Raw genomic sequence first — 24761 nt, forward strand, 5'->3', positions numbered from 1 at the left:
GGAGGACTTCGCCGAGGTCGCCGACGCCGTCGCGCTCGCCCTGCGCCCCGGGCCCGACCTGCCGGCGCTGCACGCCCGCACCGAGGCCCTGGCCGCCGCGCACCCGCTCGACCCGCACCTGCCGCTGGACGGAGACGTCGCCCGATGACCCCCCGCACCCCGGGGGCCGAGCTCCCCGAGCACCCGGACTTCCTCTGGCGCACGCCCGAGCCCAGGCGCAGCTACGACGTCGTGGTCGTCGGCGCCGGCGGGCACGGCCTGGCCACCGCGCACTACCTGGCGCGCGACCACGGCATCACCGACGTGGCCGTGCTGGAGAAGGGCTGGCTCGCGGGAGGCAACATGGCCCGCAACACCACGATCATCCGCTCCAACTACCTCTGGGACGAGAGCGCCGGCATCTACGAGCACGCCCTGAAGCTGTGGGAGGGGCTGGAGGAGGAGCTTGACTACCCGATCCTCTTCTCCCAGCGCGGAGTCCTCAACCTCGCCCACAGCCTCCAGGACGTGCGGGAGGGCGTCCGCCGGGTGGAGGCCAACCGGCTCAACGGGGTCGACGCCGAATGGCTCGACCCCGCGCAGGTCAAGGAGGTCTGCCCGATCGTCAACACCTCCCCGGACGTGCGGTACCCGGTGCTCGGCGCGACCCACCAGCCGCGCGCCGGCATCGCCAAGCACGACCACGTCGCCTGGGGCCTGGCCCGCTCGGCCGACGCCGCCGGGATCGACCTCGTCCAGAACTGCGAGGTGACCGGCATCGACGTCAGCGACGGCCGGGTCACCGGCGTACGTACGAACCTCGGGCCCATCGCCGCGGGCAAGGTGGCACTCTGCGCCGCCGGCCACTCCTCGGTGCTGGCGCGCATGGCCGGATTCGACCTGCCCCTGCAGAGCCACCCGCTGCAGGCGCTGGTGAGCGAGCTGCTGGAGCCCGTGCACCCCACGGTCGTCATGTCCAACGCGGTGCACGTGTACGTCAGCCAGGCCCACAAGGGCGAACTCGTCATGGGCGCGGGGATCGACGCCTACAACTCCTACACCCAGCGCGGCGCGTTCCACGTCATCGAGCGGCAGATGGCCGCCGCGCTGGAACTCTTCCCGGTCTTCGCCCGCGCCCACCTGCTGCGCACCTGGGGCGGCATCGTCGACGTCAGCCCGGACGCGTCACCGATCGTCGGACTCACCCCGGTGGGCGGCCTCTACCTCAACTGCGGCTGGGGTACGGGCGGTTTCAAGGCCACGCCCGGTGTGGGCCAGGTCTACGCGCACACCATCGCCCACGACACCCCGCACGCCCTGGCCGCGCCCTTCTCGCTCGAACGATTCACCACCGGCGCGCTCGTCGACGAGCACGGCGCGGCCGCGGTCGCCCACTGAGGAGCCCGATCGATGCTGCTCATCCCCTGCCCCTGGTGCGGGCCCCGCGACGAGGCCGAGTTCCACTACGGCGGTCAGGCGCACCTCGCCTACCCGCGGGACCCGGCCGCCCTGACGGACGAGGAGTGGGCCCGCCACCTCTTCTTCCGCGACAACCCCAAGGGCCCCTTCGCCGAGCGCTGGATGCACGCCGCGGGCTGCCGCCGCTGGTTCGACGCGGTGCGCGACACCGCGACGAACCGCTTCGTCACCGGCGCCTCGGCCCCCGCGTCCAGCCCCGCGCCCGCCCGCGTGTCCATCCCCGCGCCCGTCCCCGCCGGCGAGGCGCCCCGCCCCGGCCCGTCCGGGCCCCCCGCCCCGGTCCCCGCCCTTCGTCCCGCGCGCGACCCGGCACAGCCCTTCCGGCTCGCCGAGGGCGGGCGCATCGACCGCGCCACGCCTGTGACGTTCACCTTCGACGGCACGGCGTACACCGGCTACCGCGGTGACACCCTCGCCTCCGCGCTGCTCGCCAACGGCGTCATCGCCACCGGTACCGGCATCAGGCTGGGGCGCCCGCGCGGCGTCTTCTCGGCCGGCGTCGAGGAGCCCAACGCCGTGGTGCAGATCGAGGCCCCCTTCCCGGAACCGATGATGCCCGCGACGACCGTGGAGCTCTACGACGGACTCGTCGCCACCGGCCTTCCCGGTCAGGGCAGGCTCGCCACCGGTCCCGACCCGGCCCGCTACGACGCCGTCCACGCCCACTGCGACCTGCTCGTCGTCGGCGCGGGCCCCACCGGGCTGGCGGCCGCCGCCACGGCCGCCGGCAGCGGCGCACGGGTGATCCTCGCCGACGAGCAGCCCGAACCGGGCGGCAGCCTCCTCGGCAGCGGACGGCACCTGGACTGGGTCGCCGCGACCGAGGCCCTCCTCGCCGCGGAGAACGGGATCCGCGTCGTGCGCCGTACGACGGTTTTCGGCCACTACGACGACAACCACGTCCTCGCCCTGGAGCGCCGCACCCACCACCTCGGCGCCGCCGCCCCCGCCCATGTCTCCCGCGAACGCGTCCACCGCGTCCGCGCCCGCCGGGTCGTGCTGGCCACCGGCGCGCACGAGCGTTCCCTGGCCTTTCCCGACAACGACCGCCCCGGCGTCATGCTGGCCGGCGCGGCCCGCGCCTACGTGCGCCGGTACGGCGTCGTCCCCGGCCGCAGGGCCGTGGTGTTCACCACCAACGACAGCACCGGCGCCGTCATCCGCGACCTGGCGGCCGCCGGCGTGGAGATCGCGGCGGTCGCCGACGCCCGCGACGGCGTGTACGTCACCGGCACCGAGGGGACGGACCGGCTGACGGCCGTGCTGCTCGGCGACCGGCGGATCGAGGCCGACCTGCTGCTGGTCTCGGGCGGCTGGAACCCCGTCGGCCACCTCTTCGGCCAGGCGGGCGGCGCCGTGCGCTACGACGAGGCCCGCGGCGCCTTCGTCCCGGTGCCCGGATCGACACACCAGGCCGTGGAGTTCGCCGCCACCCCCGCGGAGGGCGTGGCCGCCGCCGCACGGGCGCTCGCCGCCGAGGGCTTCACGCCGGTCCGGCCCCTCCTCCCGCCACCGGAACCGGGACCCGGCCGCCCGCCGCTCACCCTCTTCGACGTCCCCGTGACCGCCCCCGGCCCGCGCTTCGTGGACCTGCAGCGGGATGTCACCGTGGCCGACCTGCGGCGCGCCACGGCGGCCGGGATGCGCTCGGTCGAGCACACCAAGCGCTACACCACCGCCGGCACGGCGAACGACCAGGGCAAGACCTCGGGCGTCCTGGCCTCGGGCGTCGTCGCGGGGCTGCTCGGCGTGGAGGTGTCCGCGCTCGGCACCACGACGTACCGCCCCCCGTACGCGCCCGTGTCCTTTGCCGCGCTCGCGGGCCGCGACCGGGGCGCGCTCCACGACCCGGTCCGGGTGACGGCGCTGCACGGCCTCCACGTCGCCGACGGCGCGGTCTTCGAGGACGTGGGCCAGTGGAAGCGCCCCCGTCACTACCCGCGCGCGGGCGAGGACATGGCGGCCGCCGTCCTGCGCGAGTGCCGGGCCGCCCGTGAGGACGTCGCCTTCATGGACGCCTCGACCCTCGGGAAGATCGACGTGCAGGGCCCGGACGCCGCGGAGTTCCTCGACCGGCTCTACACCAATGTGATGTCCACCCTGTGCCCGGGCATGATCCGCTACGGCGTCATGTGCCGCCAGGACGGCATGGTCTTCGACGACGGCACCGTGATCCGCCTCGCGGAGGACCGCTTCCTGGCCACGACGACCACGGGCAACGCCGCGGCCGTCCTGGACTGGATGGAGGAGTGGCTGCAGACCGAGTGGCCGCAACTGCGCGTCCACTGCACCTCGGTGACCGAGCAGTGGGCCACCGTCGCCCTCGTGGGCCCGCGCTCCCGCGAGGTGCTGGGCGCGCTCGCCCCCGGACTCGCCGTGGGCAGGGCCGAGTTCCCCTTCATGGCCTGGCGCGACGCGACGGTGGCGGGGGTGCCGGCCCGGGTGTGCCGGATCAGCTTCTCCGGGGAGCTGGCCTACGAGATCAACGTCCTGCCCTGGCGGGCGACCGCCCTCTGGGAGGCGGTGCGGGCCGCCGGCGCCACCCCGTACGGCACCGAGACCATGCACGTGCTGCGCGCCGAGAAGGGCTATCCGATCGTCGGCCAGGACACCGACGGCACGGTCACGCCGCAGGACCTCGGCATGGGCTGGGTCGTGTCGAAGAAGAAGCGCGACTTCGTCGGCAAGCGGTCGCACACCCGCGCCGACACCGCCCGCCCCGATCGCAAGCACCTGGTCGGGCTGCTGCCCGAGGACCCGGGGCTGCTGCTTCCCGAGGGCACCCACCTCGTCGCGGGCCCGCTGCCGCCCCGGCCCCCCGTCACGGCGCTCGGCCACGTCAGCTCCAGCTACCGCAGCGCCGCCCTCGGCCGCACCTTCGCGCTCGCCCTGGTCAAGGGGGGCCGCGAGCGGGTGGGGGAGAGGCTCTACGCGCCCGTCGGCGGACGCCTGGTGCCCGTGACCGTCGCCTCCCCCGTCCTCTACGACCCCGAGGGGGCCCGCCGCGATGGCTGACACCGACACCCGCCTCAGTCCGCTGTCGGCCGCGGCCGGCCGCCTCACCGCCGTGACCCGGGCCTCGGGAGGCGCACTGCGCCTGGCCGAACTGCCCTTCCTCGCGCAGATCGACCTGCGCCTGGACCCGGGCGGCCCGGCCGCCGAGGCCGCCGGGCTCGCCCTGGGCGCGCCGCTTCCCCTGGAGCCGTGCACCTCCGTCCGCACCGGTGACCTGGCCGTCCTGTGGCTCGGTCCCGACCAGTGGCTCGTGGTGGGGCCGCCCGGCGCCCAGGAGGACCTGGAGGCCCGTCTGCGCAAGGCCGCGGGCGAGGCGCACGTCTCGGTCACCGACGTCTCCGCCCAGCGCACCACCCTGCTGGTCTCCGGACCCCGCGCCCGCGACCTGCTGGCGCACGGCTGCTCGCTCGACCTGCACCCGGAGGTGTTCGGCCCCGGCGCCTGCGCGCGGACCGCCCTGGCCCGCGCCCAGGTGGTGCTGGTGGCCAGGGAGGAGACGAGGGCGGGCTTCTGGGTGCTGGTCCACTCCTCCTTCGCCGGCTACCTCACGGACTGGCTCCTGGACGCCGCCACGGAGTACGTGTGACGTGGGCCGCACACACCCCCTCTTAACTTGAATCTGCCCTTCGCATTATCTAGCCTCGGGGCATGCGCCTGACGAAGTCCACCGACCTCGCGCTCCGCGCGGTGATGGCCCTGGCAGTCAAGGACGAGCCGTCCACCGCCCGGGACGTGGCCGAGGCGATGCGGGTCCCGTACTCGCACCTCGCCAAGGTCGTGGCCCGGCTGCAGCACCTGGGAGTCGTCGAGACCCGCCGCGGCCGCGGCGGCGGCCTCGAACTCACCCCCGCCGGACGGACGGCCTCGGTCGGCCGGCTGGTGCGGGAGCTGGAGGGGGTCGGCGACGTCGTGGACTGCGAGGGCGAGACGCCCTGCCCGCTCGCCGGTGCCTGCCGGCTGCGCGGCGCGCTGCGCCGGGCGCAGGAGGCCTTCTACGCCTCCCTGGACCCGCTGACGGTCGCCGACCTGACCGCCGCACCCACCGGGCCCGTCCTGGTGGGGCTGGTCGGCTCCGGCCCGCCCGGCCCGCGGGACTGATCCGGCCACCCCGCACCGACCGCCTGTCGAGGGCGGCCTCCGCACGTCCTTTAATGCGAATTCCAGATACCAAATTAGGGAGCACGTCCATGCTCAGCGAGAAGTCCGCAGCGACCGTCCGCGCCACCCTGCCCGCCGTCGGCGGCGCGATCTCCGAGATCACCGCGCTCTTCTACGACCGGCTCTTCGACGCCCACCCCGAGCTGCTGCGAGACCTGTTCAACCGCGGCAACCAGGCGGCCGGCACCCAGCGCGAGGCCCTCGCCGGAGCGATCGCCCACTTCGCCACCGTCCTGGTCGAACACCCCGGTCAGCGGCCCGACGCGATGCTCTCCCGCATCGCCCACAAACACGGCTCCCTCGGCATCAGCCCCGGCCAGTACCACATCGTGCAGAAGCACCTCTTCGCCGCCATCGCCGAAGTGCTGGGCGACGCCGTCACCGAGGAGGTCGCCGCCGCCTGGGACGAGGTCTACTGGCTGATGGCGAACGCCCTCATCGCCATCGAGCAGCGGCTGTACGCCGAGCGCGGCGTCCTGGCCGGGGACGCCTGGCGCCCCTGGGAGGTCGCCGGGAAGGTGCGGGAGACCGAGGACGTCGTCTCCTTCCGGCTCCGCCCCGCGGACGGCCTGCCGCTGCCCGACTTCGGCCCCGGCCAGTACGTCTCGGTGCGCGTCGAACTCCCCGACGGCGCCCGGCAGATCCGGCAGTACAGCCTCTCCGGCGCCCCCGGCGACACCACCCGGCAGATCACCGTCAAGCGCGAGCGCGGCCTCGCCGGCGACCCGGACGGAGAGGTCTCGGCCCACCTCCACGACCACGTGGGCGAGGGCGCCCGCGTCGAGCTGTCGGCCCCCTACGGCGACATCGTCCTCGCCGACGACGGCGGACCCCTGCTGCTCGCCTCGGCCGGTATCGGCTGCACCCCGATGCTCGCCATGCTGCACCGGCTCGCCGGCGACGGCTACGCCGCGCCCGTGACCGTCGTCCACGGCGACCGCACACCGGAACACCACGCCCACGCCGCCGACCACCGCGCCCTGGCCGAGAAGCTCCCCGGCGGAAGCACCCACTTCTGGTACGAGGACCCGGGCACCGGCGCCGCTCCCGGCGACCGCGCCGGCCGGGTCGACCTGTCCGGCGTCGAGCTGCCCGACGGCCTGCGGGCCTACCTGTGCGGCCCGCTGCCCTTCATGCGCGCCGTCCGCACCCAGCTGCTGGAGCGCGGTGTGCCCGCCTCGGCCGTGCACTACGAGGTCTTCGGCCCCGACCTGTGGCTCGCCCGCGACTGACCGGCCACACTGGTCGGGTGACGGACAAGGCGGACAAGGCGGATAGGGCGGTCAAGCGCAGCGCGGGGATCCTGCTCTTCCGCGGCACCTCGGGCCACGCGCCCGAGGTGCTGCTGGCCCACATGGGCGGCCCGTTCTGGTCGTCCAAGGACGCCGGGGCGTGGACCATCCCCAAGGGCGAGTACGAGCCCGGTGAGACCGCCGAGGCGGCCGCACGGCGTGAGTTCCTGGAGGAACTGGGCCTGCCGGTGCCCGCGGGCGAGTTGCTGCCGCTCGGCGACAACCGGCAGCCCAACGGGAAGGTCGTGACCGTCTGGGCGCTGGAGGGCGACCTCGACACCGGCCTCGTGGTGCCCGGCACCTTCTCCATGGAGTGGCCCCGGGGCTCCGGCCGGGTCCGTGAGTTCCCCGAGGTGGACCGCGCCGCGTGGTTCCCGCTCGGCCCGGCCGCGCAGGGGAAGATCCTCTCCGCACAGCGGACGTTCCTGGACCGGCTGCGCCTGCTGCTCGACGGGGGCGGCGCGGCCGGAGACGGTCAGGAGGCCGGAGAGGCGTAGATCGACTCGATCTGCGCCGCGTACTCGCTGACGATGCTGTTCCTGCGGAGCTTGAGGGAGGGCGTCAGCATTCCGTTCTCCACCGAGAACTCGTGCGGCAGGATGCGGAACGCCCGGATCGACTCGGCGCGCGACACCGCCGCGTTGGCCATCGACACCGCCCGCTGCACCTCGGCGTGCACGTCGGGTTCGGCCATCGCGGTCCGCAGCAGGACCGCCTCCCGGTCGAGCGTGATCAGCGCCGCGACGAAGGGCCTGTTGTCGCCCACCACGATGCACTGCGAGACCAGCGGATGCGCCCGCAGCCGCTCCTCCAGCACCAGCGGCGCCACGCTCTTGCCGCCGCTGGTGATGATGATGTCCTTCTTGCGTCCGGTGATCGTCAGGTAGCCGTCCGGGTCGAGCGAGCCCATGTCGCCGGTCGCCATCCAGCCGCCGCGGCGCCACACCTCGTTGTTCGCGACCGGGTCGGCGTGGTAGCCCGCGAAGACCGTCGCCCCGCGCACCAGCACCTCGCCGTCCGGCGCGATCCGCACCGCGCTGCCCGGCAGCGGACGGCCCACCGTGCCGAAGCGCACCTTCCCCAGCGGCTGAGCGGTCACCGCGGCCGTGGTCTCGGTGAGCCCGTACCCGTCGTGGATGGTGAGCCCCGCGCCCGCGAACAGCAGCGACAGCTCCCGGCCGAGCGGGGACCCGCCCGAGACCGTGTAGTTCACACGCCCGCCCAGCACCTCCCGGATCCGCGCGTAGACCAGCCGCTCGAACGCCGAGTGCGCCGCCCGCAGCAGCGGCCCCGGCCCCGGCCCGGAGCCCAGCGCGTGCCGCTCCACGGCCTCCGCGTAGCGCACCGCCACATCGGCGGCACGGTCGAAGACATGGCCCTTGCCGCCGCGGGCGGCGGCGTTCCGCGCGCCCTGGATGATCTTCTCGTAGACGTACGGGACGGCGAGCAGGATCGTCGGCCGGAAGGAGCCGAACGCCGGGAGGAGTTCGCCCGGCGCCAGGTCGGGCTGGTGGCCGAGCAGCACGCCCCCGCGCACCGCGCAGGTGGTCACCATCAGCCCGTAGATGTGCGACATGGGCAGGAACGCCAGCACCGACGGCCGCACCCCCGCCGGGGCGAAGATCGAGCCGTACCCGGCCAGCAGGGTGTCGCACTCCGCGGCGAGGTTGGCGTGGGTGATCAGACAGCCCCTGGGCGGTCCCGTGGTGCCCGAGGTGTAGGCGATCACCGCCACCGACTGCGGCTCGACCGCCCAGCGCAACTGGTCCAGCAGCACCGGATGGACCTGCCGGCCGAGCGCCGCCAGCCACGGTACGCACCCCGCGTCGAGCTGCCAGATCCGGCGCAGCGCGGGCAGCGTGTCGCACACGGCGCCCACCGTCATGGCGTGGTCCTCGTGTTCGACGACGATCGCGACCGCCCCCGAGTCGGCCAGGATCCATCGGACCTGCTCGGCCGATGAAGTCGGGTACACCGGAACGATCCGGGCGCCCACCGACCACAGTGCGTAGGAGAACAGCGTCCACTCGTACCGGGTGCGGGCCATCACGGCCACCGGCTCGCCGAAGCGGATCCCCTCCGCCACCAGGCCCCGGGCCAGTTCGGCCACCTCGTCCCGGAAGGCCGCGGCGCCGACCTCCCGCCAGCGGTCGCCCCCGGCCCCGTCGCGCCGGGCCAGCACGGCCGCTTCCGGGCGCCTGTCGGCCGTCTCGTACACCGAGTCGGCGAGCCCCCCCGACCGCAACTCCGCCGCCCGGGGCGGAAGGCTGAACTCGCGCACGACGCCCCCTTCCGCGAGCCGGTGCCCCGCCGCAGCGAGACGGCAGGCAGGGAAGATATCCGGCGTTTGCGCCACTTGCCTAGAGGTGGGGCGGAAACGGCAGCGACTGACGTGAACGGGTGCCTCCGGGCGTGCGGTTCGCGCCGACCACCATGGCCCTATCAGGCGCGTACCCCGCCCGGGACGCGACCCTTCGCGTCAGGAGTGTGAGCCGTGCTGCGCACCATGTCCAAGTCCTAGACCTAACGCTTGGTCATTCGCACGGGTCAACGGCGTGGTTGCCGGGATGAGGTCAGCAAACCGGGGGGTGACCCGGCCGGGGTCAACTCCGCAGCCCACCCGGAAGGTCTTATGCGTGCCCCGACGAGCTCGCCCGCGGAATGGGGTCCTTCTTCAAGGACTGCGAATGCGCCAAGCCGACCCGCTGCCCGCACCCGTACACGATTCGCTTCAGGGACGCTTGCTGTCCGCGTACGGGATCTTGAGGCCACGAGCAGCCCATGGCAGGCTCACGCCGCATGATCGATGAATTCGCGAAGGACAACCTGCACGGGAGACTGCGGCGGGACCGCAAGGCGCTGCTCTGGAAGCTCGACGGCCTGTCCGAATATGACGCCCGCCGACCTTTGACAGGGACCGGGACCAACCTCCTCGGCCTGGTCAAACACGTGGCCAGCGTCGAGGCCAGGTACTTCGGCGAGGTCTTCGACCGCCCGTCCCCGGAACCGCTGCCCCGGTGGCAGGACCACGACGGCAGCGATCTGTGGGCAACCGAGGACGAGACGCGCGATCAGATCATCGAGTCCTACCGGCGCACGTGGGAACACTCGGACGCGACGATCGACGGGCTTGCCCTCGACGCCCCCGGCCACGTGCCGTGGTGGCCGGAGCCTTATTCCAACACGAACCTGTTCGCCATCATGGTCCACGTCCTCTGTGAGACCAACCGGCACGCCGGGCACGCCGACATCCTGCGCGAAGGCGTCGACGGCCGAGTCGGGATGCGCCCCGAACACGAGATGCAGATCGATGAAGATGCCCGTGCCGTCTACTGCGCGAAGATCGAGCAGGCCGCCAGATCGGCCGCATCAGTCACGGCATAGAAGGCTGTGCCATGTGACGTGCTGTTCGAGCGGCATGATGGCGGCCGTGAGCGCTGATCTGTCCAAGCGTCTCGTTCTTGATGAGCTCTGGGAGCTGGTCGCCCCGTTACCGCCGTCGTTCGCCGCTCGACCGCAAGGTCGCGGTACCGCTCCGCGCGACGAGCGGGCCGTGTCCGCCACCGCGCATCGCCGCTTCACGGTACGGACCGGGGTCGGCTGTGGCATCGGATGCATCGGGTGGTGCTGACGAACTCCGAGCCCGGGGTGAGGTGGACCGGACCTCGGCGATCGTCGGCGCGGCCTCCGTTCGCGCCTCAGCGGGGATCGCTGACGGGGCCGAACCCGGTCGATCGCGCCGCGACCGGACGGGCTTCGTCTTCCGGTCCTTCGGCCTGCTGCCCCTCCTCACCGCCGCCGAGAACGTCGGCGTCCCCCTGCGGCTGCGCAACACCCCCGCCACGAACGCGGGGAACGCGTCGCCCCCTGCTGTCCCTGGTCGGCCTGCAAGGCCACGCCGGCCAGCGCCTCGGCGAGATGTCCGGCGGCCATCAGCAACGCGCGGCCATCGCCCGCGCCCTGGCCAACTGCCAGCCCTGATCATCGCCCCCACCGGCCGGCTCGACGCCGACACAGGCCGCGCCGTCATGGAACCCCTGCGCGCCGTCGTCCACAGCGAAGGCGTCACCGCCTCGTCGCCACCCACGACCCCCAACTCCTGGCCCTGGCCGACCGGGTCCTGGAACTGCGCGACGGCACCCTCGCCGACTCCATCTGAGGCGGACGCATCGTCGGCGCTCGGGCATCAGATGACCGGAGCGCCCGCACGCGGGCAGCACCACATCCGTCAAGGCTACTTATTAAAAGTTAGCGACTTACCTGTCACTTTGTAGGGGGGAGCACTACGCGCATCATGGACGCGTGACGGGTTGACGGCCCCGATCGGGAGCCCGACGTCGCGGAGAAGACCCATTGCGCAGCGCCATATCCGTCCCCACGCCGTGTCCGTGTCCCAGGGCGTCCCGCCGCAGAGGAGGCCGGACCACTGTCTGTGCCCCCGGCCTCGGCAGGACCGGTCGGGGATGGGGGCGGCGCACCACGCTCGGGCGAACCACTGAGCTGACCGCCCCCTCCGTTACAACAGCCCTGTGCCGGGTGCCGACATCGTCCACCGCAGGCAGTTGCCCGGACTCGTTCCAGATTCGCATCCTGCGCGAACAGCCGTCCGGTGGTTTGCACGTCCTCCGCCCGCGCACAGCGTCAGCTGTTCTCGTGCGACACGACCTCTACCGATGGGGGGCACGGTGACGGGTCTGGTGTTGCGGCGTCTGCGCGCCCATCGGCTCCTGCTCGGCGCGGCCCTGTTGTCCATCGTGCTGACGACGTGTGCGGTGGCTGCCCTCGCGGCGTTCGGATCGTCGATCGGGGACGCTGGCCTGCGGCGGGCACTGCAGGAGCAGTCGGCAGACCGGACGCTGATCGAAGTGAAGTCCGGCGTCGGGGTTCAGGACCCGGCGCGGATGGACGCCGCGGTGCGCAAGGCCATCTCGGGCGCCTACGACGGGTTGCCGGTAGGTGTCGCCTCCACGACGCGCTCCGGCCCGTACGGTCTCCCGCTGAGCCTGCGCGCGGCGGGTTCGCCCCGCACGGGCGACCCGGACCTGACGCTGCTGGCCACCTTCGACCCGTCCCGGGTGACGCTCACCAGGGGAGACCTGCCCGGGCCGGCGCCCGCCGAGGGCCCGGTTCCGGTGGCGGTGCCGGAGGCCGTCGCCGCGGCTTTGCGGCTGCGGCCCGGTGACGTGATCACGTTGGCCGACCGGCGGGGCGGGCCGTCGCTGCGCGTGCGGCTGACCGGCGCGTACCGGGCCACCGACCCCACCGCTCTGTACTGGCGGCTGGACCCGCTCGCCGGGCGCGGCGTGCGGACGCTGGCGTTCACCACCTACGGGCCCCTGCTGACCGACCCGCGGTCCTTCTCCTCGGGTGCCGTTCCCGCGGCCGAGATGCAGTGGCAGGCCGGCGGAGACTTCTCGGCCATGACCGTCGGCCGCATGGACGACGTGCGGCGCGCCGCCGAGCAGACCGTGCGGCGCCTGGACCGCTTGTCACCGGGCGGGACCGTCGTCGCCGAGAGTGACCTCCCCGACCTGCTCGAGGACCTGCGGGGCACCCTGCTGGTCAGCCGCTCAACCCTGCTGATCAGCGCCCTGCAGCTGGGACTGCTGGCCGCCCTGGCGCTGTTCCTGGTCGCCGGGTTGCTGGCCGCCGAACGCTCCGGGGAGACCGCCTGGCTGCGCGCCCGCGGCGGCTCCCGCGCCCACGTCACCGGTCTTGCCGCGACCGAGGCCCTGCTACTGGCCCTGCCGACCGTCGTGCTCGCGCCACTGCTGGCCGATCCGCTGGTTCAGCTGCTGGCCGCACACGGGGCACTCGCCCGCGCCGGGGTGTCGCTGGACGCATCGGATTCCACTACCTGGTGGGTGGCCACGGTCGCCGCGCTGGCCTGCGCGTTCATCGTGCTGGCTCCGTCGCTGCGACGACCGGGGACGCACGCGGGTGAGCAGGCGGCGGCCACCGGCCGGCATTCCCTCCCCGCCGCCGCGAGGGCAGGGGGCGACATCGGCCTGGTGGTCGTGGCGGCCCTTGCGTTCTGGCAGCTCTCCCGGCGCGGCGGCGGATCAGGTGTGCTCACGGTCGACAGTGGTGGAGCCCTCGGGCTCGATCCGGTCCTGGTGGTCGCACCGGCGCTGTGTCTGCTGGCGGGCGCAGTGCTTACCCTGCGCCTGCTGCCGCTGGTCGCCCGGCTGGGGGAGCGGCGCGCGGCACGAGGCCGAGGGCTGGCGGCGGCGCTGACCGGCTGGCAGCTCTCTCGGCGGCCCGGACGCGGGACCACGCCCGCGCTGCTGCTGGTCTTCGCGATGTCGATCAGCATCTTCGCCCTCGGGGAGAGCGCGAGCTGGACGCGCTCACAAAGTGACCAGGCGGACTTCGCCGTGGGTTCGGACGTCCGTGTGACCGGAACGTCCACCACGCCCTTCGGGCAGGGCGGCGTGTACGACGACGTATCCGGCATCACCGCGGTGATGCCGGTCAACCGCAGCGAGGTGCCGCTGCCCAGGGATCGCGAGGCAACCGTGCTGGTCATGGACTCCTCGGCCGCAGGAGAGGTGATGAGGCTGCGCGAGGACCTCGCAGACCGGTCGGTCGCGGACCTGGTACGGCCCCTGCGGCCCAAGGGGGCCTCAGGCCCCGACGCGGGGTTCGTGCTTCCGGAGGGCGCCGCCCGGCTGCGGCTGGTCGTGAGCCTGGAGGTCGTGGGAGCCCACGGCCGGTCGGCCACCGGCACCGTCACCGACCGCATATCGGCGACCTTTACCGACCGTTACGGGGCGCCATACACCTTTGCTCTGGGGCAGGTTCCCGCGGACGGCCGGCGACATGTGCTCGAGGCGGACTTCGCCGCCGAAGCCGGCCGGGCAGCCGGTTCCGGACCGGCCGGTCCGTTGCGGCTCAGTGGTCTCAAGGCCGATTACCTGGTGCCTCGCCGGGCCGAGCACCACCGTCTCTCCCTGACCACGCTGACCGTGGTGACGGCAGGTGGCGTAACGGAGGCCGTGTCCGTGCCGAACGGCACGGCCTGGAGTGCCCGCACCCGGATCGAGGCCCCGGATTTCAAGGAGGACCCCGCGGACGGCTACCGCAACTCGCGGGCGGAAACTCCACGCTCCGACAGCGACACGCCTTTGACCGTGCGTTACGACACGGGGGCGGAGCCCTTCCAGGACTCCGTCCAAGGCGGCTCGCACGGTGCGATGGTGAGTGTGCGAGCCGGTACTCCGTTCAGGAGCGAGGTGCCCGCACTGGTCACCGGTGCGTTCCTGCGTGCGGTCGATGCCCGGGTGGGCGACAGAGTGAGCGTCGACGTGCGGGGTGTGAAACTGACCGTTCGCGTCGCGGGAACGCTGCGTGCCCTGCCCACCACCCGCGCCGTGTCCCCGGACAGCGACGGCGGTGCGATCCTGCTGGACCTCCGGACGGTCAACCGCGCGCTGGCGGGGCTGGACCAGAACGGGTTGCAGCCCGGTGAGTGGTGGATCACCACCGATCCGCATGCCGGTCCGCAGGTGGCGTCCGTCCTGCGGGCCCGTGGTGACATCACCTCGGTCCTGGTCCGTGACGAGCAGCGGGACGAGTTGCGGAGCGATCCGCTGGGCGCCGGTCCCCTGTCGGCTCTGCCCGCCGCGGTGGTGACGGCGTCGCTGCTGGCCGCGGTCGGGTTCGCGGCCACGGCAGTAGGCGCGATGCGGGAGCGAGCGCAGGAAATGGCGATCCTTGCTGCGTTGGGTGCCCCACGGCGTTCGCTCGCCCGGGTGGCCGCCGCCGAGCAGGGGCTTCTGGTGCTGGTCGCGGTGACGGTGGGGGCGGTGTTGGGAGGCCTGCTGACCCGGCTGGTCGTGCCGCTGATCGTGCTGACCACCGGTGCGGACAATCCCGTGCCCGCGGTGCGGGTGGAGCTGCCTGCCGGTTCGCTCGTCGGACTGCTGGTCATCGTGGCCGTGGTGCCGCTGCTGGTCATCGCTTTGACAGCGCTGCGGTCGGTGGAGCCCGTTCAGGCGCTGCGCCGTCAAGGAGGTGAGTGACATGACCAAGTCGCGGACTTCTCGCGGTCACGGGGACGTGTCCTGGATCCGTGCCCGGTTCCGGGCCGCTCCCGGTGCGACGGTCGCTCTGGCCGCGCTGGTGCTGGTGACGGCGTTCCTGGCAGCCGCGCTGCCCCGAGTCGTGGACCGGTACGAGAACGACGCGTTGCGCGACTCGCTGCGACGGTCAACCGTGGTCGGACGCAGCGTCAGCATGTCGCTCGACGTGTCGCGCATGGCCTACCCGTACAACGCCGAGGCGCTGTTGACCCCGGACGCGCTGGCTTCGGCCGAGGGAGCGTTCCAGCAGGTCGTCCGGCCACCGCTGGCGCTGGACAAGGGCCAGACCGTCTACGGTGTGCGCACCGCGCGCGCCAACCGGGTCACCGACCCCGGGCTGCCCCGCATCACCAAGAGCCTCGCCCCGGAGATCACGCTGGTCGCCCAGCAGGACCTCGCCGCCCGCATCCGGGTCGTCGCCGGGCGGCTGCCCCGCCCCGGCGGCACGGACCACGGCGTCATCGAGGCAGCCGTCACCGACCGCACCGCCAAGGTGATGGGCCTGAACGCGGGCAGGCTCCTGCACCTACCCGGCCCGAGCGGGGAGACCACGGTTCTCGTCACCGGAATCCTCAAACCTCGGTCGCCGTCGGCAACCTACTGGAACGCCCAGCCCGACCTGCGCGCGCCGAGTGTGGTCGTGCTCCCTGGTCAGCCCGATCCGACGCGGCACTGGCATTTCACCGCGCTCATCGACCCGGACGGCGCGGCCGCACTGCTGGGCCTCCGGGACGGGGCGCAAGCGTACTGGCGTCACCCGGCCCACATCGACGCCCTCACCGCGCGTGACGCCCCCGGCGCCCGCGACCTGATTGCCGCGCTGAACGCCGGCCCGGACGCCGCCCGGCTGCAGACGCTTGCCCGGCAGCCCGGCCTGACCGTCGAGGAGGAAGGGCTCGCCGATGTGCTGACCCCCTTCCTCCGCGAGCGTGCCGCGGCCCAGCCGCTGACCATGGTCGCCGCTGTGGGCAGCGGCACGGTCGCCGCCCTCGTGCTCGTGATCGCCGCCGGACTCCAGGCGGCCCGGCGCCGGGCGGAGCTGACGCTGCTGCGCGCTCGGGGCATCGCCCTACCGGGCCTGGCCGCCCGATTGCTCGGCGAGAGCACGGTGGTCGCGGCACCGTCGGCGGCCCTCGGCCTGGGACTCGCGCTGGCACTGTTCCCGGCCGAGCGCCTCACGCCGTCCGTGGTCTTCGCCGCCGCAGCCGCCGTCGTGGGATCACTCGCCCTTCCCTTGCGTGCTCTGGTCGCGGCCCGCAGGCCCCGTCCGGAGCAGCGGGAGGATCTGGTGGCGGTACGCCCGTCGCGGCGCCGGACCGTCGGCGAAGTGACGATCGCCGTCATCGTGGCCGGTGCCGTGATCGCGCTGCGCCGTCGTGGCACTGCCGACGGCGGGGCGGACCTGCTCACGGCCGCGGCCCCGGTACTGGTGGCAGTGGTTGCCGCGCTCGCGCTGCTGCGGTTGTATCCGCTGCCAGTACGACTTCTGGGCCGACCTGCCGCACGCCTCAACGGCGCAGTGCTGCTGATCGGTGCGGCACGAGCCGGCCGTACTCCCGCGACCGCGGCGCTGCCACTGCTGGCGATGATCACTGCTCTGACCGTGACTTCCTTCGGGGGCGCTGTCCTCGCCGGCGTGAAGGAGGGACGCGACCACGCCGCCCTCACAGCGGTCGGCGCCGACGCCCGCCTGGAATCGACGGCCGCTCTCCCGAAGGGGCTGGAGGCTCGCATCCGCCTGGTTCCCGGAGTGCGCGACACCCTGCACGTGCACATCGAGAGGGCGAGGCCGGCCACGTCGAGCGGCCTGCTCTACACCCTGATCGTCGCCGACCCGCAGCGGTACGCCCACCTCATTGCGGAGACGGGCCTTGGTGCCCCCCTCCCGGCCGGAGCGCTCGCCGCCGACGATGGGCGTGAACCGCTGCCCGCGGTCGTATCGCCCCGGCTCGCCCGCGCATTCGGCGGGTCGACGGGTGAGGTTCCGGCGGCTGCCGGCCCGACCCGGGTGCGGTTCGTCGCGACAATGGACGTCTCGCCGGCCGTGACGACCGGGGACTTCATGATCGTCTCGGCGGCGGCCATGCGCCGGGCCCACCCCGACGCGCGGCTCCAACTGCTGGCACCCAACGTAATCTTGGCGTCCGGTGCGGACCTCGATGCCACGGCGCTGCGCACCGTGGCGCGCAAGGCGGCGCTGCCCGGGCTGCGGATCTCCCTGCGTTCGCAGGAGCGGGCCGCGTACGGGCGGACGACGGCGTTGCAGTCCGGCGCGCGAAGCGTGTATCTGACGGCGGTTGCGGCCGGTGCCGGGTTCAGTGCGCTGGCGTTGCTGATGTCGCTGCTGCACAACGCGCCGCAGAGGCGGGCACTGCTGGCCCGACTGCGCACCATGGGTATGACCGGCCGCCAGCGTCAGTGGCTGGCGGTCCTGGAGATGCTGCCGCAGGTCCTGCTCGCAACGGTCGGCGGTGTCCTGGCCAGCGTCGTGACCGTGCCGCTCCTGCGGCCGGGTGTCGACCTCACGGCGCTGGCATTCACCACCACCACACCCGCCACCGACGTCTCGGCGGCGGTACTGCGCACCGACCTCGCCTCCCTGCTCCTGCCGTCAGCCGCGCTTATCGCACTGGCCTGCGCGGTCCTGGCTGCACAGGCCTGGGCCACCGGACGACGCGGCGAAGGAACGGAACTGCGGATCGGAGACCGAGCATGACCGACGGCACCACTCAGACCACCACCGGCACCTCCGTTCCCGCGGGGCCTGGGGTGACCCTGGCCGAGCTGGAGCGACGCGCCACCCGGCTCCGCGAACGCCCCGCCTACGGCCAGGAAGCTCTCATCGCCTGCGACCGCCTGGTCCGCATCTTCACTGCCCAGGGCGTCGAGGTCCAGGCCCTGCAGGGCCTGGACCTGCTCGTCGCACGCGGCGAACTCATGGCCCTGGTAGGTGCGTCGGGCTCCGGCAAGTCCACCTTGCTGAACATCCTGGCCGGACTGGACACCCCCACCGCCGGCGCCGCCTCCGTCGCCGGCTTCGACCTCCTTGACCTGGACGGCGGCAGCCGCCTGCGGTACCAGCGCGAAGTCGTCGGCTACGTCTGGCAGCAGACGTCCCGCAACCTTCTGCCCTACCTCACGGCCCTGCAGAACGTCGTGTTGCCCATGCGCCTGGCCGGCGGCGCCAAGGGCCGCAGACAACGTGCCACCCGCGCCGCGGAACTCCTGGAGATGCTCGGCATCGCCCACTGCGCCGACCGCCGGCCCCAGCAGATGTCCGGCGGCGAACAACAACGCACGGCCGTCGCCGTCGCCCTGGCGAACCACCCCGCCCTGGTTCTGGCCGACGAACCCACCGGCCAACTCGACTCCGCCAACGCCGAACAGGTCTTCGCCGCCTTCCGTACCGCCAACCAGGAACTCGGCACCACCATCGTCATCGTCACGCACGACCAGGCCGTCGCCCAGGCCGTCGACCGCACCGTCGCCATCCGTGACGGCCGCACCGCCTCCGAGGTCCTGCGCCAGACCACCGTCGACGACCAGGGCAACATCATCACCCACGCCCGCGAATACGCCACCGTCGACCGGGCCGGCCGTCTCCAGCTCCCAGGCGACTTCGCCACCGCCCTCGACATCCGCCACCGAGTCCTGCTCGACCTCGAACCCGACCACATCGAAGTGCGCCCCGACCTCCACGACAACTGAGAGCACAACCGGCAAGCAGGTCTGTTGCCACGTCGGCCCGGCACCGGCACATCACCCTCGCGGGGGTCGCAGAGGTCTGTGTGCCGGCCTCCGCTGTTCACATGAGACGCACGGTCCCGACAACAGCCGCAGCACCGCTTGCGCCCGACCGAGCATCAGCGTCCCCACCTTCGCCGCCATCCCCAACCGGCGACGCCGCTGCGTCCGCGTTCCGACAGCACATCCGCTCCCGGGCCTTTCCTGCTGACCTGGACCCGCCTGACGGCGGCCATATCGGCGGAATTGGTGGTGGCCACCAGAGGTGTGCAGGCCGTCGCCGCTTCGCGGACGGAGCCCTCCGGGGCCACTGCCCGCCCCACCGCCGCGCCGAAGCCCCACTTCGCGACCGTGCGTCTGGTGACCGGGTGACCGGGTGACCGGGTGACCGTGACGACGCCGCCCGGAGGACGGCGCACCGCCACGGTACAGCCCGGCCCCGGGCGCACACATGCCGTTCAAGACGCTGGAGGGGGACGGCAAGGCGCTGACGGTCATGCGGTTCGACGCCGATACGCTGGTGGCCGCCGGCATCATCCTCGCGGGGCTGAACCCCCGGATCTCGGATGTCCGACAAAGCGGATCGAGCCCCGTCGTCCGGCAGCGGTGCACCGCCCGTTGAGGGGGCCGGCCCGCAGCAGGGTGTGCCGTGGTCGATACGACGGGACACCGCCCGTGCCGACGAAGCCCCGGTTCCCGTGATGCCGGGGTCCCGGAGCTCGCCGCACGGGTATCCGCCGGTCAGGCGTCGGGGAAGCCGCCCTCGAGGGGGTCGAGCCGCAGGCGGTGCAGGGCCATACGGTGGATCAGCCAGCGGTTGTCCACCTTGCGGTATTCCTCCTGGTAGTGGCCCCAGCCATGGATGCCCTTGGGTGCCTCGCCGGGGTTACTGGGGAAGGTGACGATGTCCTCCATGCCCCAGACACCGCTGGCTGTGCCGGGGTCTGCGATCTCGATTTCCGGCATGCACACGCTGTGCACGCTCGTCGATTCGCCCAGCCACTCACGCGCGAGTGAGACGAATTCATCGGCCGACTGGTCCTCGCCGCCGAGGGTGGAACGGGCGTCATCGGTGAACAGGCCCCGCAGGCCCAGCCAGTTGCGCGTATCGACGAAACGGCAATACCGTGCCTTGAGCTTCTTGATCTCTTCGATGTCTGACAGTGTCTGGTATGCGGTCATGGCGCTCTCCGTTGGTGTTCCGATGTATTGGGCCCAGGACGGTGGACCTCATCGAATGGGTCCCGCCTCATGGCACTCGTATCTGCGGCGGGTGTGTGCGGGTTCGGACGGCCTCGCCTACGGGTGAGGCCCGCCCCGCGTCTGAATGGGTACAGCGCCCCACCGGGCGCGGACCCCCTCCGGCTGCCGGGTCAGACCATGAGGCTCACTCGCTCGTTCACATTCAGCAGTGTCTTGCCGTAGACCTCCAGGCCGACGGCAGGGATCAGGCCGGCGTGGCGGGCTGCGGTGTTCGCATCACGCCAAATGCGCTGCAGGGTGTTTGCCTCGGCGAAGGCAGAGGCGCCGTGCGCGTCCAGCAGGATGCCGATGGCCTCGAGGATCTGGCGGGCCGCGTAGCCGGCCTCGGCCCTGATGTGGGCGCGCGCGGCATATTCCAGAGGACCGGCGGCGGCCGCCTGGTCGACCTGCGAGGTCGCGCGGTGGGTAAGAAGCCTGGCTGTCTCGATCTTCAGCGCGGCCTCGGCCACCTGCGTCTGGATCCCCACCGAGTCCGCCTGCCGGTTGTGAACGGTGAACGACAGCGGCTTGGACACCGCAGCACGTACCACCACGTCCAGAGCCGCCTTGCCCAGCCCGAGCAACGGACCGAGCAGGCACAGCAGCAGCATCGGGCCGAACGAAGCGCCGTACAGCTCCTCCTCGCGGGGCGAGCGCGGGTAGACCCCCTCTGCCGCCTCCGTGACCGAAAGGATTCGGTGAGCGGGGACGAACACATCCCGCGCGACGAGGGTGTTGCTGGCGGTACCCCGCATCCCGGCGGTGTGCCAGGTGTCCTCGATGACCAGTTCCGAGGCGGGAATCAGCACCAGGGCCTGATCCGCGACCGCACCATCCTCGTCCTGCAGGAGTGCTCCGACTGCCGCCCAGGTCGCGTACGGTGCCCCAGAGTTGTACGACCAGCGGCCGCTGACCCGCCAGCCGCCCGCCACCCGCTTCCCGATGCCCGTCGGTGCAGCCACACCGGTCACCCGTGCATCAGGGTCGGCTCCGAACACCTCCTCCTGGGCCTGATCCGGGAACAAGCACGCCAGCCAGTTCGTCACGGAGATGATCATCCCGACCCAGGCCGCCGAGCCGTCGGCTTCGCCGAGCGCCTCCGAGACATCGGTCAGGGTGCGCAGATCCGCCTCCTGACCGCCGTATCGCTTCGGTGTCAGCAGCCGGAAGACGCCGGCGTCGGACAGCGCATGGACGATCTCGGCTGGTACGACGCGGTCCCGGTCACCGCGAGCGGCGTGCTTCCGCAGCAGCGGCTGCAACGCGGCCGCCGTTGCGACCGACTCGGACGTGGGACCGGCCTCGACCGGCCCGCCGGGCACGCCGTGGGACGTGGAGCTGTGCATATATGTCTTCTCCGTCGTGGTCGTTGAGTGTGCTGCTCGAGACGCGGCGCTGCCGGCGGAGACAGCAGGTGTGCCGCCCCGCCGCCCCGGCGCCGGCACGAGACCCGCCGGCGCCTTGACCCGAAAAGCGGCCCCACCGGGCGGGGCGGGATGCCAAGCCGGCAATGCCGGCAACGCTGCCGACACCTTCGTCGTCGGTGGATGGCAGGTGCCCCGTCCGCGGTGACGTCCGGTTGTTCGCATGCCGTGGCAGCCCGTGTTGAGCTGCTGCCAGGGTGCGTCAGCCCGGCGAGAGGCACGGGCGCCGGCTCGGGCGAACCCGGCCCGAACGCTTGGCGCCCGGCTTCATGGGGCGAGAGGCGGAATCGATCTTATATCGAGCGTTCGTTAAAGTTTTGCGTCATGGTGGCCCGCGGCCCGAGGAGGGAAACGGTCTCGCGCGCGACGTCAGCCGAGGGTCTGCGCGGTCTGCTGGCGGGACGAGTCCTTGATGGCGTCCATCAGTCGGTGGCGTGTGTGGGCATAGGTGAAGTCGGGGGCTGTGTGGGTGCCTTCGCGCAGGTCGCGTCCCAGGTGGGTGTAGAGCGCGGCGACGTTCCTGGCGGGGCCGACGAGGCCGTCGGGGATACCGGCGGAGTACTCGGCGGGCACCTCGAGCTTGGACACGGTGGCGTCTTCGCCGAAGCCGGCTTCGAGGGTGAGGTCGGTGACCTGGATGTTGCCCCAGGGGGCGGTCAGGACGATGTCGCCGTCGGTGCCGTTGATCTCCCAGCGGAAGTTGTCTCCGCGGGAGGCGCCGCCGCGGTAGAAGACCGAGGCCGCGGCGCCGTTCTCGAGGGTGCCGATGACCGAGATCTGGTCGGGGGCGGTGACGGGGAACACGGTGTTGCCGTCGTCGGTGACGGTCACCTCGGTGCGGCCGCGCACGAGGTTGGCCGACAGGTGGTCGAATTCCCCGAGAGTGACATTCAGTGCGTCGATGGCGTGCAGGGCGGCGCCGGACAGGGGGGTGGCGCCCTGCGTCTCGTCGTACCAGTAGGTGTGGGCCCTGGTGGTCTGCCCGTTCCAGACCATGCCGGAGGCGACGAGAGTAGTGCCGATGACCCGGCCGATCCTGCCGTTCTGGATCAGGTGGCGCGCGTAGCGCAGTTCGGGGTGGTAGCGGCCTTGCAGGCCGATGGCGGTGCGCACCCCGGCGGCGTCTGCACGCTGGGTGAGCTCGGTGGCATCCGCCAGGTTCAGGGCCAGCGGCCATTCGCTGTAGACGGTCTTGCCGGCGTCGATCGCGGCCGTGATGAGTTCCCGGTGGTGGGGGACCTTGACCGCCACCACGACGATGTCGATCCCCGGGTGGGCCAGCAGGGCGGCGTGGTTGTCGAACGCCGCCTCCACCCCGAATTCCCGCACGGCCGCCTCGGCGGACTCGCGGCGGGAGGTGCTGACGGCACGCAGTGTGAAGTCCGGCAGGGCCTTGAGGGCGGGGATGTGGCTGATGGAGGCCCAGCCGCCCGGGCTGCCGCCGATGATGCCGACGCCGATGGTGCTCATGTCGTTACTCCTGAGGTGACGGGCCCTGTGCGGGCCGAGGGGGTGGTGGGTGTTACTTCTTCGGCGCGGTGGACGGTGTCCAGTTGGGGACGGTGTCCACCCGGAACCGGGACAGCACGGTGCTGGAGATGTACCAGTGGCCGTGGATCCGCTGGTAGGTGTCGCGGTACTCGCCGTAGCCGTGGAAGCCGTTCTTGTAGCTGGATCCGGCGGGGAAGCTCACGTAGTCCTCCATCGCCCAGATCGCCGTGGCGCGGTTCCCGTGCACCTGGATCTCGGGCAGGAAGCCCTGGTGGGCGGTGGGGGCGTCCCCCAGGAGCGCCGCCGTGTTCTTTGCGAGGTCCTTGCCGCTGCTGTACTTCACGCCCACGTCGATGGTGGGGTGGGCGGTGAAGAGCGCGGCCAGCTTGGACCACTGCTTGCTGTCGATGTAGCGGAAGTAGCGCGCCTTCAGCTGGCGGATGTCCTCGATGTCGGCGAGCCGCTGCACCGTGGCCGCGTTGTGCGCCGCAGCGGACTGCGCGGGGTGGTGCGCGGCGGACGCGGGCTGGGAGGCCCAGGCGGCCGCGCCCGCGCCCCCGCCGGCCAGCAGTGCGGCCACGGCGGCGGCGCCGACCACACGTGAACGCCATGCGGAAGGCGTGCGGGATTCCTGCTTGCTCATGCTGATTCCTTTCGGCGCCGCATCCGTGCGTGGGCGGCGTTCGTTGAGTCCCGGGCCTGTGAGTGACCGACGTGGCGCTCACCGAGAAGCGCCGCACTACCGGTCGGTCGTGGCCCGGCCACATCAGCCAGTCAACCCTATGTGGAACGATGCGTCAAAAAAATAATCGAATTTTCTGCCTCAAATGTGAGGAATATTTGTAGCGATCGTTCGGGGCGAAGATCGCTCGCTCGTCGCCCGCACGGGCCGCTCACGCAGTGAGTCCCCCCGTCCACCTGGCCGGCTGGCGACTCGATTGGGTCCGACGCCCTGGGCAGCCTCCGCGTCCCAGGGTTGTGGCGCCCGCGGCCAGGCCGATCGGCAGCCAGGTACGGCCGCCGGTGGCGCGAGGCTCGGGGCGGCCACCGAGGGCAGGTCAGCCGCACGCTCGATGAGCCGGGTCATGGCCTCGGGGTGGGAGACAGGTGCGGCGTGCGAGGACGGCACTTCAACCGAGACGGCATGGCCCCGGGTCCAAGACGGGGCGCCGGGTTTTCACCCGGCTCCATGGCGGCGGTGCACACGTGGCGCCACCGCCCTGCGGTCAGCCGGGGTGGTGGGCGGGCGGTTGCGCCGTGCCCACCGGGACGGAGCGGCGGGCCATCCACTGGGCCAGGGGTTGGAGTGCCTTCAGCAGTGCCTGGCCGTCCGGGGTCAAGCGGTAGCGGATCTGCACGGGCGTGGTCGGCATCACCGTGCGCTCGATCAGCCCCTCGGCGGCCAACTCCTTCAGGCGCTGGGTCAGCAGGCGGTCGGAGATACCACCGACCATCGTCCGGAACTCTCCGTGGCGCCGGGCGCCATGTGCGGCGGCCGCCAGAATTCCTCCCGTCCAACGTCGCCCGACAAGCTCCAGCGCGCCCAGCAGATTCGGGCAGGCGCTGTCGTCGATGGTGCGTTCTGTGCACTGCGCGGATGGTGAAGCATGCATTCCGAAAACTCCAATTCAAGGACGGTTGCCTGGTCGACGGAGACCGAGGGTCGGCCGGAGAGCCGGCACACCTCCCGGCACCGGACGGCGGGAGCGGCGCGCGTTGCACGACGGTTGCCGCATCTGAATCTCGCTGTGGCACCGCTCTGCTGCCGCCGTTGTCAACGCGCCAGCGACGAGCGCCGTTTTCTCGTTCTCGGGAAGGACGACGGTGCCCGGTGCGGGCCCGGCGGGAGCCCG

At 72.3% G+C, this 24761-nt stretch carries 17 protein-coding genes and 1 pseudogene; 12 read left to right on the forward strand and 6 right to left on the reverse strand.

Annotation, left to right across the window (positions count from 1 at the left end):
- The first annotated feature begins 144 nt into the window (after positions 1 to 144).
- From PV342_RS18585 to PV342_RS18610, 6 genes are all read left to right on the forward strand, one after another.
- The gene (locus PV342_RS18585; protein WP_386997345.1) at positions 145 to 1377 is read left to right on the forward strand and encodes a sarcosine oxidase subunit beta family protein; all 1233 of its coding nucleotides are present in this window, start codon (positions 145 to 147) and stop codon (positions 1375 to 1377) included.
- A 12-nt stretch (positions 1378 to 1389) separates the two neighbouring features.
- A complete protein-coding gene (locus PV342_RS18590; RefSeq protein ID WP_500317931.1) occupies positions 1390 to 4473 on the forward strand; it encodes a sarcosine oxidase subunit delta in 3084 nt (1027 codons plus the stop codon).
- Positions 4466 to 5059 (forward strand): sarcosine oxidase subunit gamma, encoded by a 594-nt coding sequence (locus tag PV342_RS18595; RefSeq protein ID WP_386997341.1) that lies wholly within the window; start codon positions 4466 to 4468, stop codon positions 5057 to 5059. Before PV342_RS18590 ends, PV342_RS18595 begins: the two co-directional genes overlap by 8 nt.
- Before the next feature lie 62 nt (positions 5060 to 5121).
- Positions 5122 to 5571: an RrF2 family transcriptional regulator gene (locus PV342_RS18600; RefSeq protein WP_018560413.1), complete on the forward strand. Its 450-nt coding sequence runs from the start codon at positions 5122 to 5124 to the stop codon at positions 5569 to 5571.
- 89 nt (positions 5572 to 5660) lie between these two features.
- On the forward strand, positions 5661 to 6863 hold the full coding sequence (locus PV342_RS18605) for a globin domain-containing protein (RefSeq protein WP_500317933.1): 1203 nt from the start codon (positions 5661 to 5663) through the stop codon (positions 6861 to 6863).
- Positions 6864 to 6880: 17 nt separating this feature from the next.
- Positions 6881 to 7420, forward strand: coding sequence for an NUDIX hydrolase (locus PV342_RS18610; RefSeq protein ID WP_500317934.1), 540 nt, complete (start codon positions 6881 to 6883; stop codon positions 7418 to 7420).
- Here the strand turns inward: PV342_RS18610 and PV342_RS18615 are convergent.
- Complete coding sequence (locus tag PV342_RS18615) at positions 7399 to 9204, reverse strand: AMP-dependent synthetase/ligase (protein ID WP_500317936.1); 1806 nt, start codon at positions 9202 to 9204, stop codon at positions 7399 to 7401. The two genes, PV342_RS18610 and PV342_RS18615, sit on opposite strands and share 22 nt — an antisense overlap.
- Positions 9205 to 9722: 518 nt before the next feature.
- Here PV342_RS18615 and PV342_RS18620 point away from each other — a divergent pair.
- The 6 genes and pseudogenes from PV342_RS18620 (at position 9723) to PV342_RS18645 (ending at position 19373) form a co-directional block, all read left to right on the forward strand.
- On the forward strand, positions 9723 to 10307 hold the full coding sequence (locus PV342_RS18620; protein WP_400797614.1) for a DinB family protein: 585 nt from the start codon (positions 9723 to 9725) through the stop codon (positions 10305 to 10307).
- Positions 10308 to 10660: 353 nt separating this feature from the next.
- A pseudogene (locus PV342_RS18625) lies at positions 10661 to 11082 on the forward strand (ATP-binding cassette domain-containing protein); the annotation flags it as partial.
- 526 nt (positions 11083 to 11608) lie between these two features.
- Complete coding sequence (locus tag PV342_RS18630) at positions 11609 to 14947, forward strand: ABC transporter permease (RefSeq protein WP_500317938.1); 3339 nt, start codon at positions 11609 to 11611, stop codon at positions 14945 to 14947.
- A gap of 1 nt (position 14948) precedes the next feature.
- Positions 14949 to 17723 carry a hypothetical protein gene (locus tag PV342_RS18635; RefSeq protein WP_500317940.1) on the forward strand — a complete coding sequence of 925 codons (2775 nt, stop codon included), beginning with the start codon at positions 14949 to 14951 and terminating at the stop codon, positions 17721 to 17723.
- A complete protein-coding gene (locus tag PV342_RS18640) occupies positions 17720 to 18715 on the forward strand; it encodes an ABC transporter ATP-binding protein (RefSeq protein ID WP_500317942.1) in 996 nt (331 codons plus the stop codon). Before PV342_RS18635 ends, PV342_RS18640 begins: the two co-directional genes overlap by 4 nt.
- Before the next feature lie 487 nt (positions 18716 to 19202).
- Positions 19203 to 19373 carry a hypothetical protein gene (locus PV342_RS18645; RefSeq protein WP_500317944.1) on the forward strand — a complete coding sequence of 57 codons (171 nt, stop codon included), beginning with the start codon at positions 19203 to 19205 and terminating at the stop codon, positions 19371 to 19373.
- A gap of 119 nt (positions 19374 to 19492) precedes the next feature.
- Here the strand turns inward: PV342_RS18645 and PV342_RS18650 are convergent, their stop codons facing one another.
- The 5 genes from PV342_RS18650 to PV342_RS18670 form a co-directional block, all read right to left on the reverse strand.
- Complete coding sequence (locus tag PV342_RS18650; protein ID WP_400797629.1) at positions 19493 to 19933, reverse strand: nuclear transport factor 2 family protein; 441 nt, start codon at positions 19931 to 19933, stop codon at positions 19493 to 19495.
- A gap of 191 nt (positions 19934 to 20124) precedes the next feature.
- The gene (locus PV342_RS18655) at positions 20125 to 21339 is read right to left on the reverse strand and encodes an acyl-CoA dehydrogenase family protein (protein WP_500317946.1); all 1215 of its coding nucleotides are present in this window, start codon (positions 21337 to 21339) and stop codon (positions 20125 to 20127) included.
- Positions 21340 to 21786: 447 nt separating this feature from the next.
- A complete protein-coding gene (locus PV342_RS18660) occupies positions 21787 to 22887 on the reverse strand; it encodes a Gfo/Idh/MocA family protein (RefSeq protein ID WP_405771612.1) in 1101 nt (366 codons plus the stop codon).
- 52 nt (positions 22888 to 22939) lie between these two features.
- On the reverse strand, positions 22940 to 23551 hold the full coding sequence (locus PV342_RS18665) for a nuclear transport factor 2 family protein (protein ID WP_400797637.1): 612 nt from the start codon (positions 23549 to 23551) through the stop codon (positions 22940 to 22942).
- Between the two features lie 583 nt (positions 23552 to 24134).
- Positions 24135 to 24521, reverse strand: a complete 387-nt coding sequence (locus PV342_RS18670; RefSeq protein ID WP_400797640.1) for a winged helix-turn-helix transcriptional regulator — start codon at positions 24519 to 24521, stop codon at positions 24135 to 24137.
- Positions 24522 to 24761: the final 240 nt, after the last annotated feature.

It is taken from the genome of Streptomyces sp. PA03-3a, from assembly GCF_033792735.1.
In the GTDB taxonomy this organism is placed as follows: Bacteria; Actinomycetota; Actinomycetes; order Streptomycetales; family Streptomycetaceae; genus Actinacidiphila.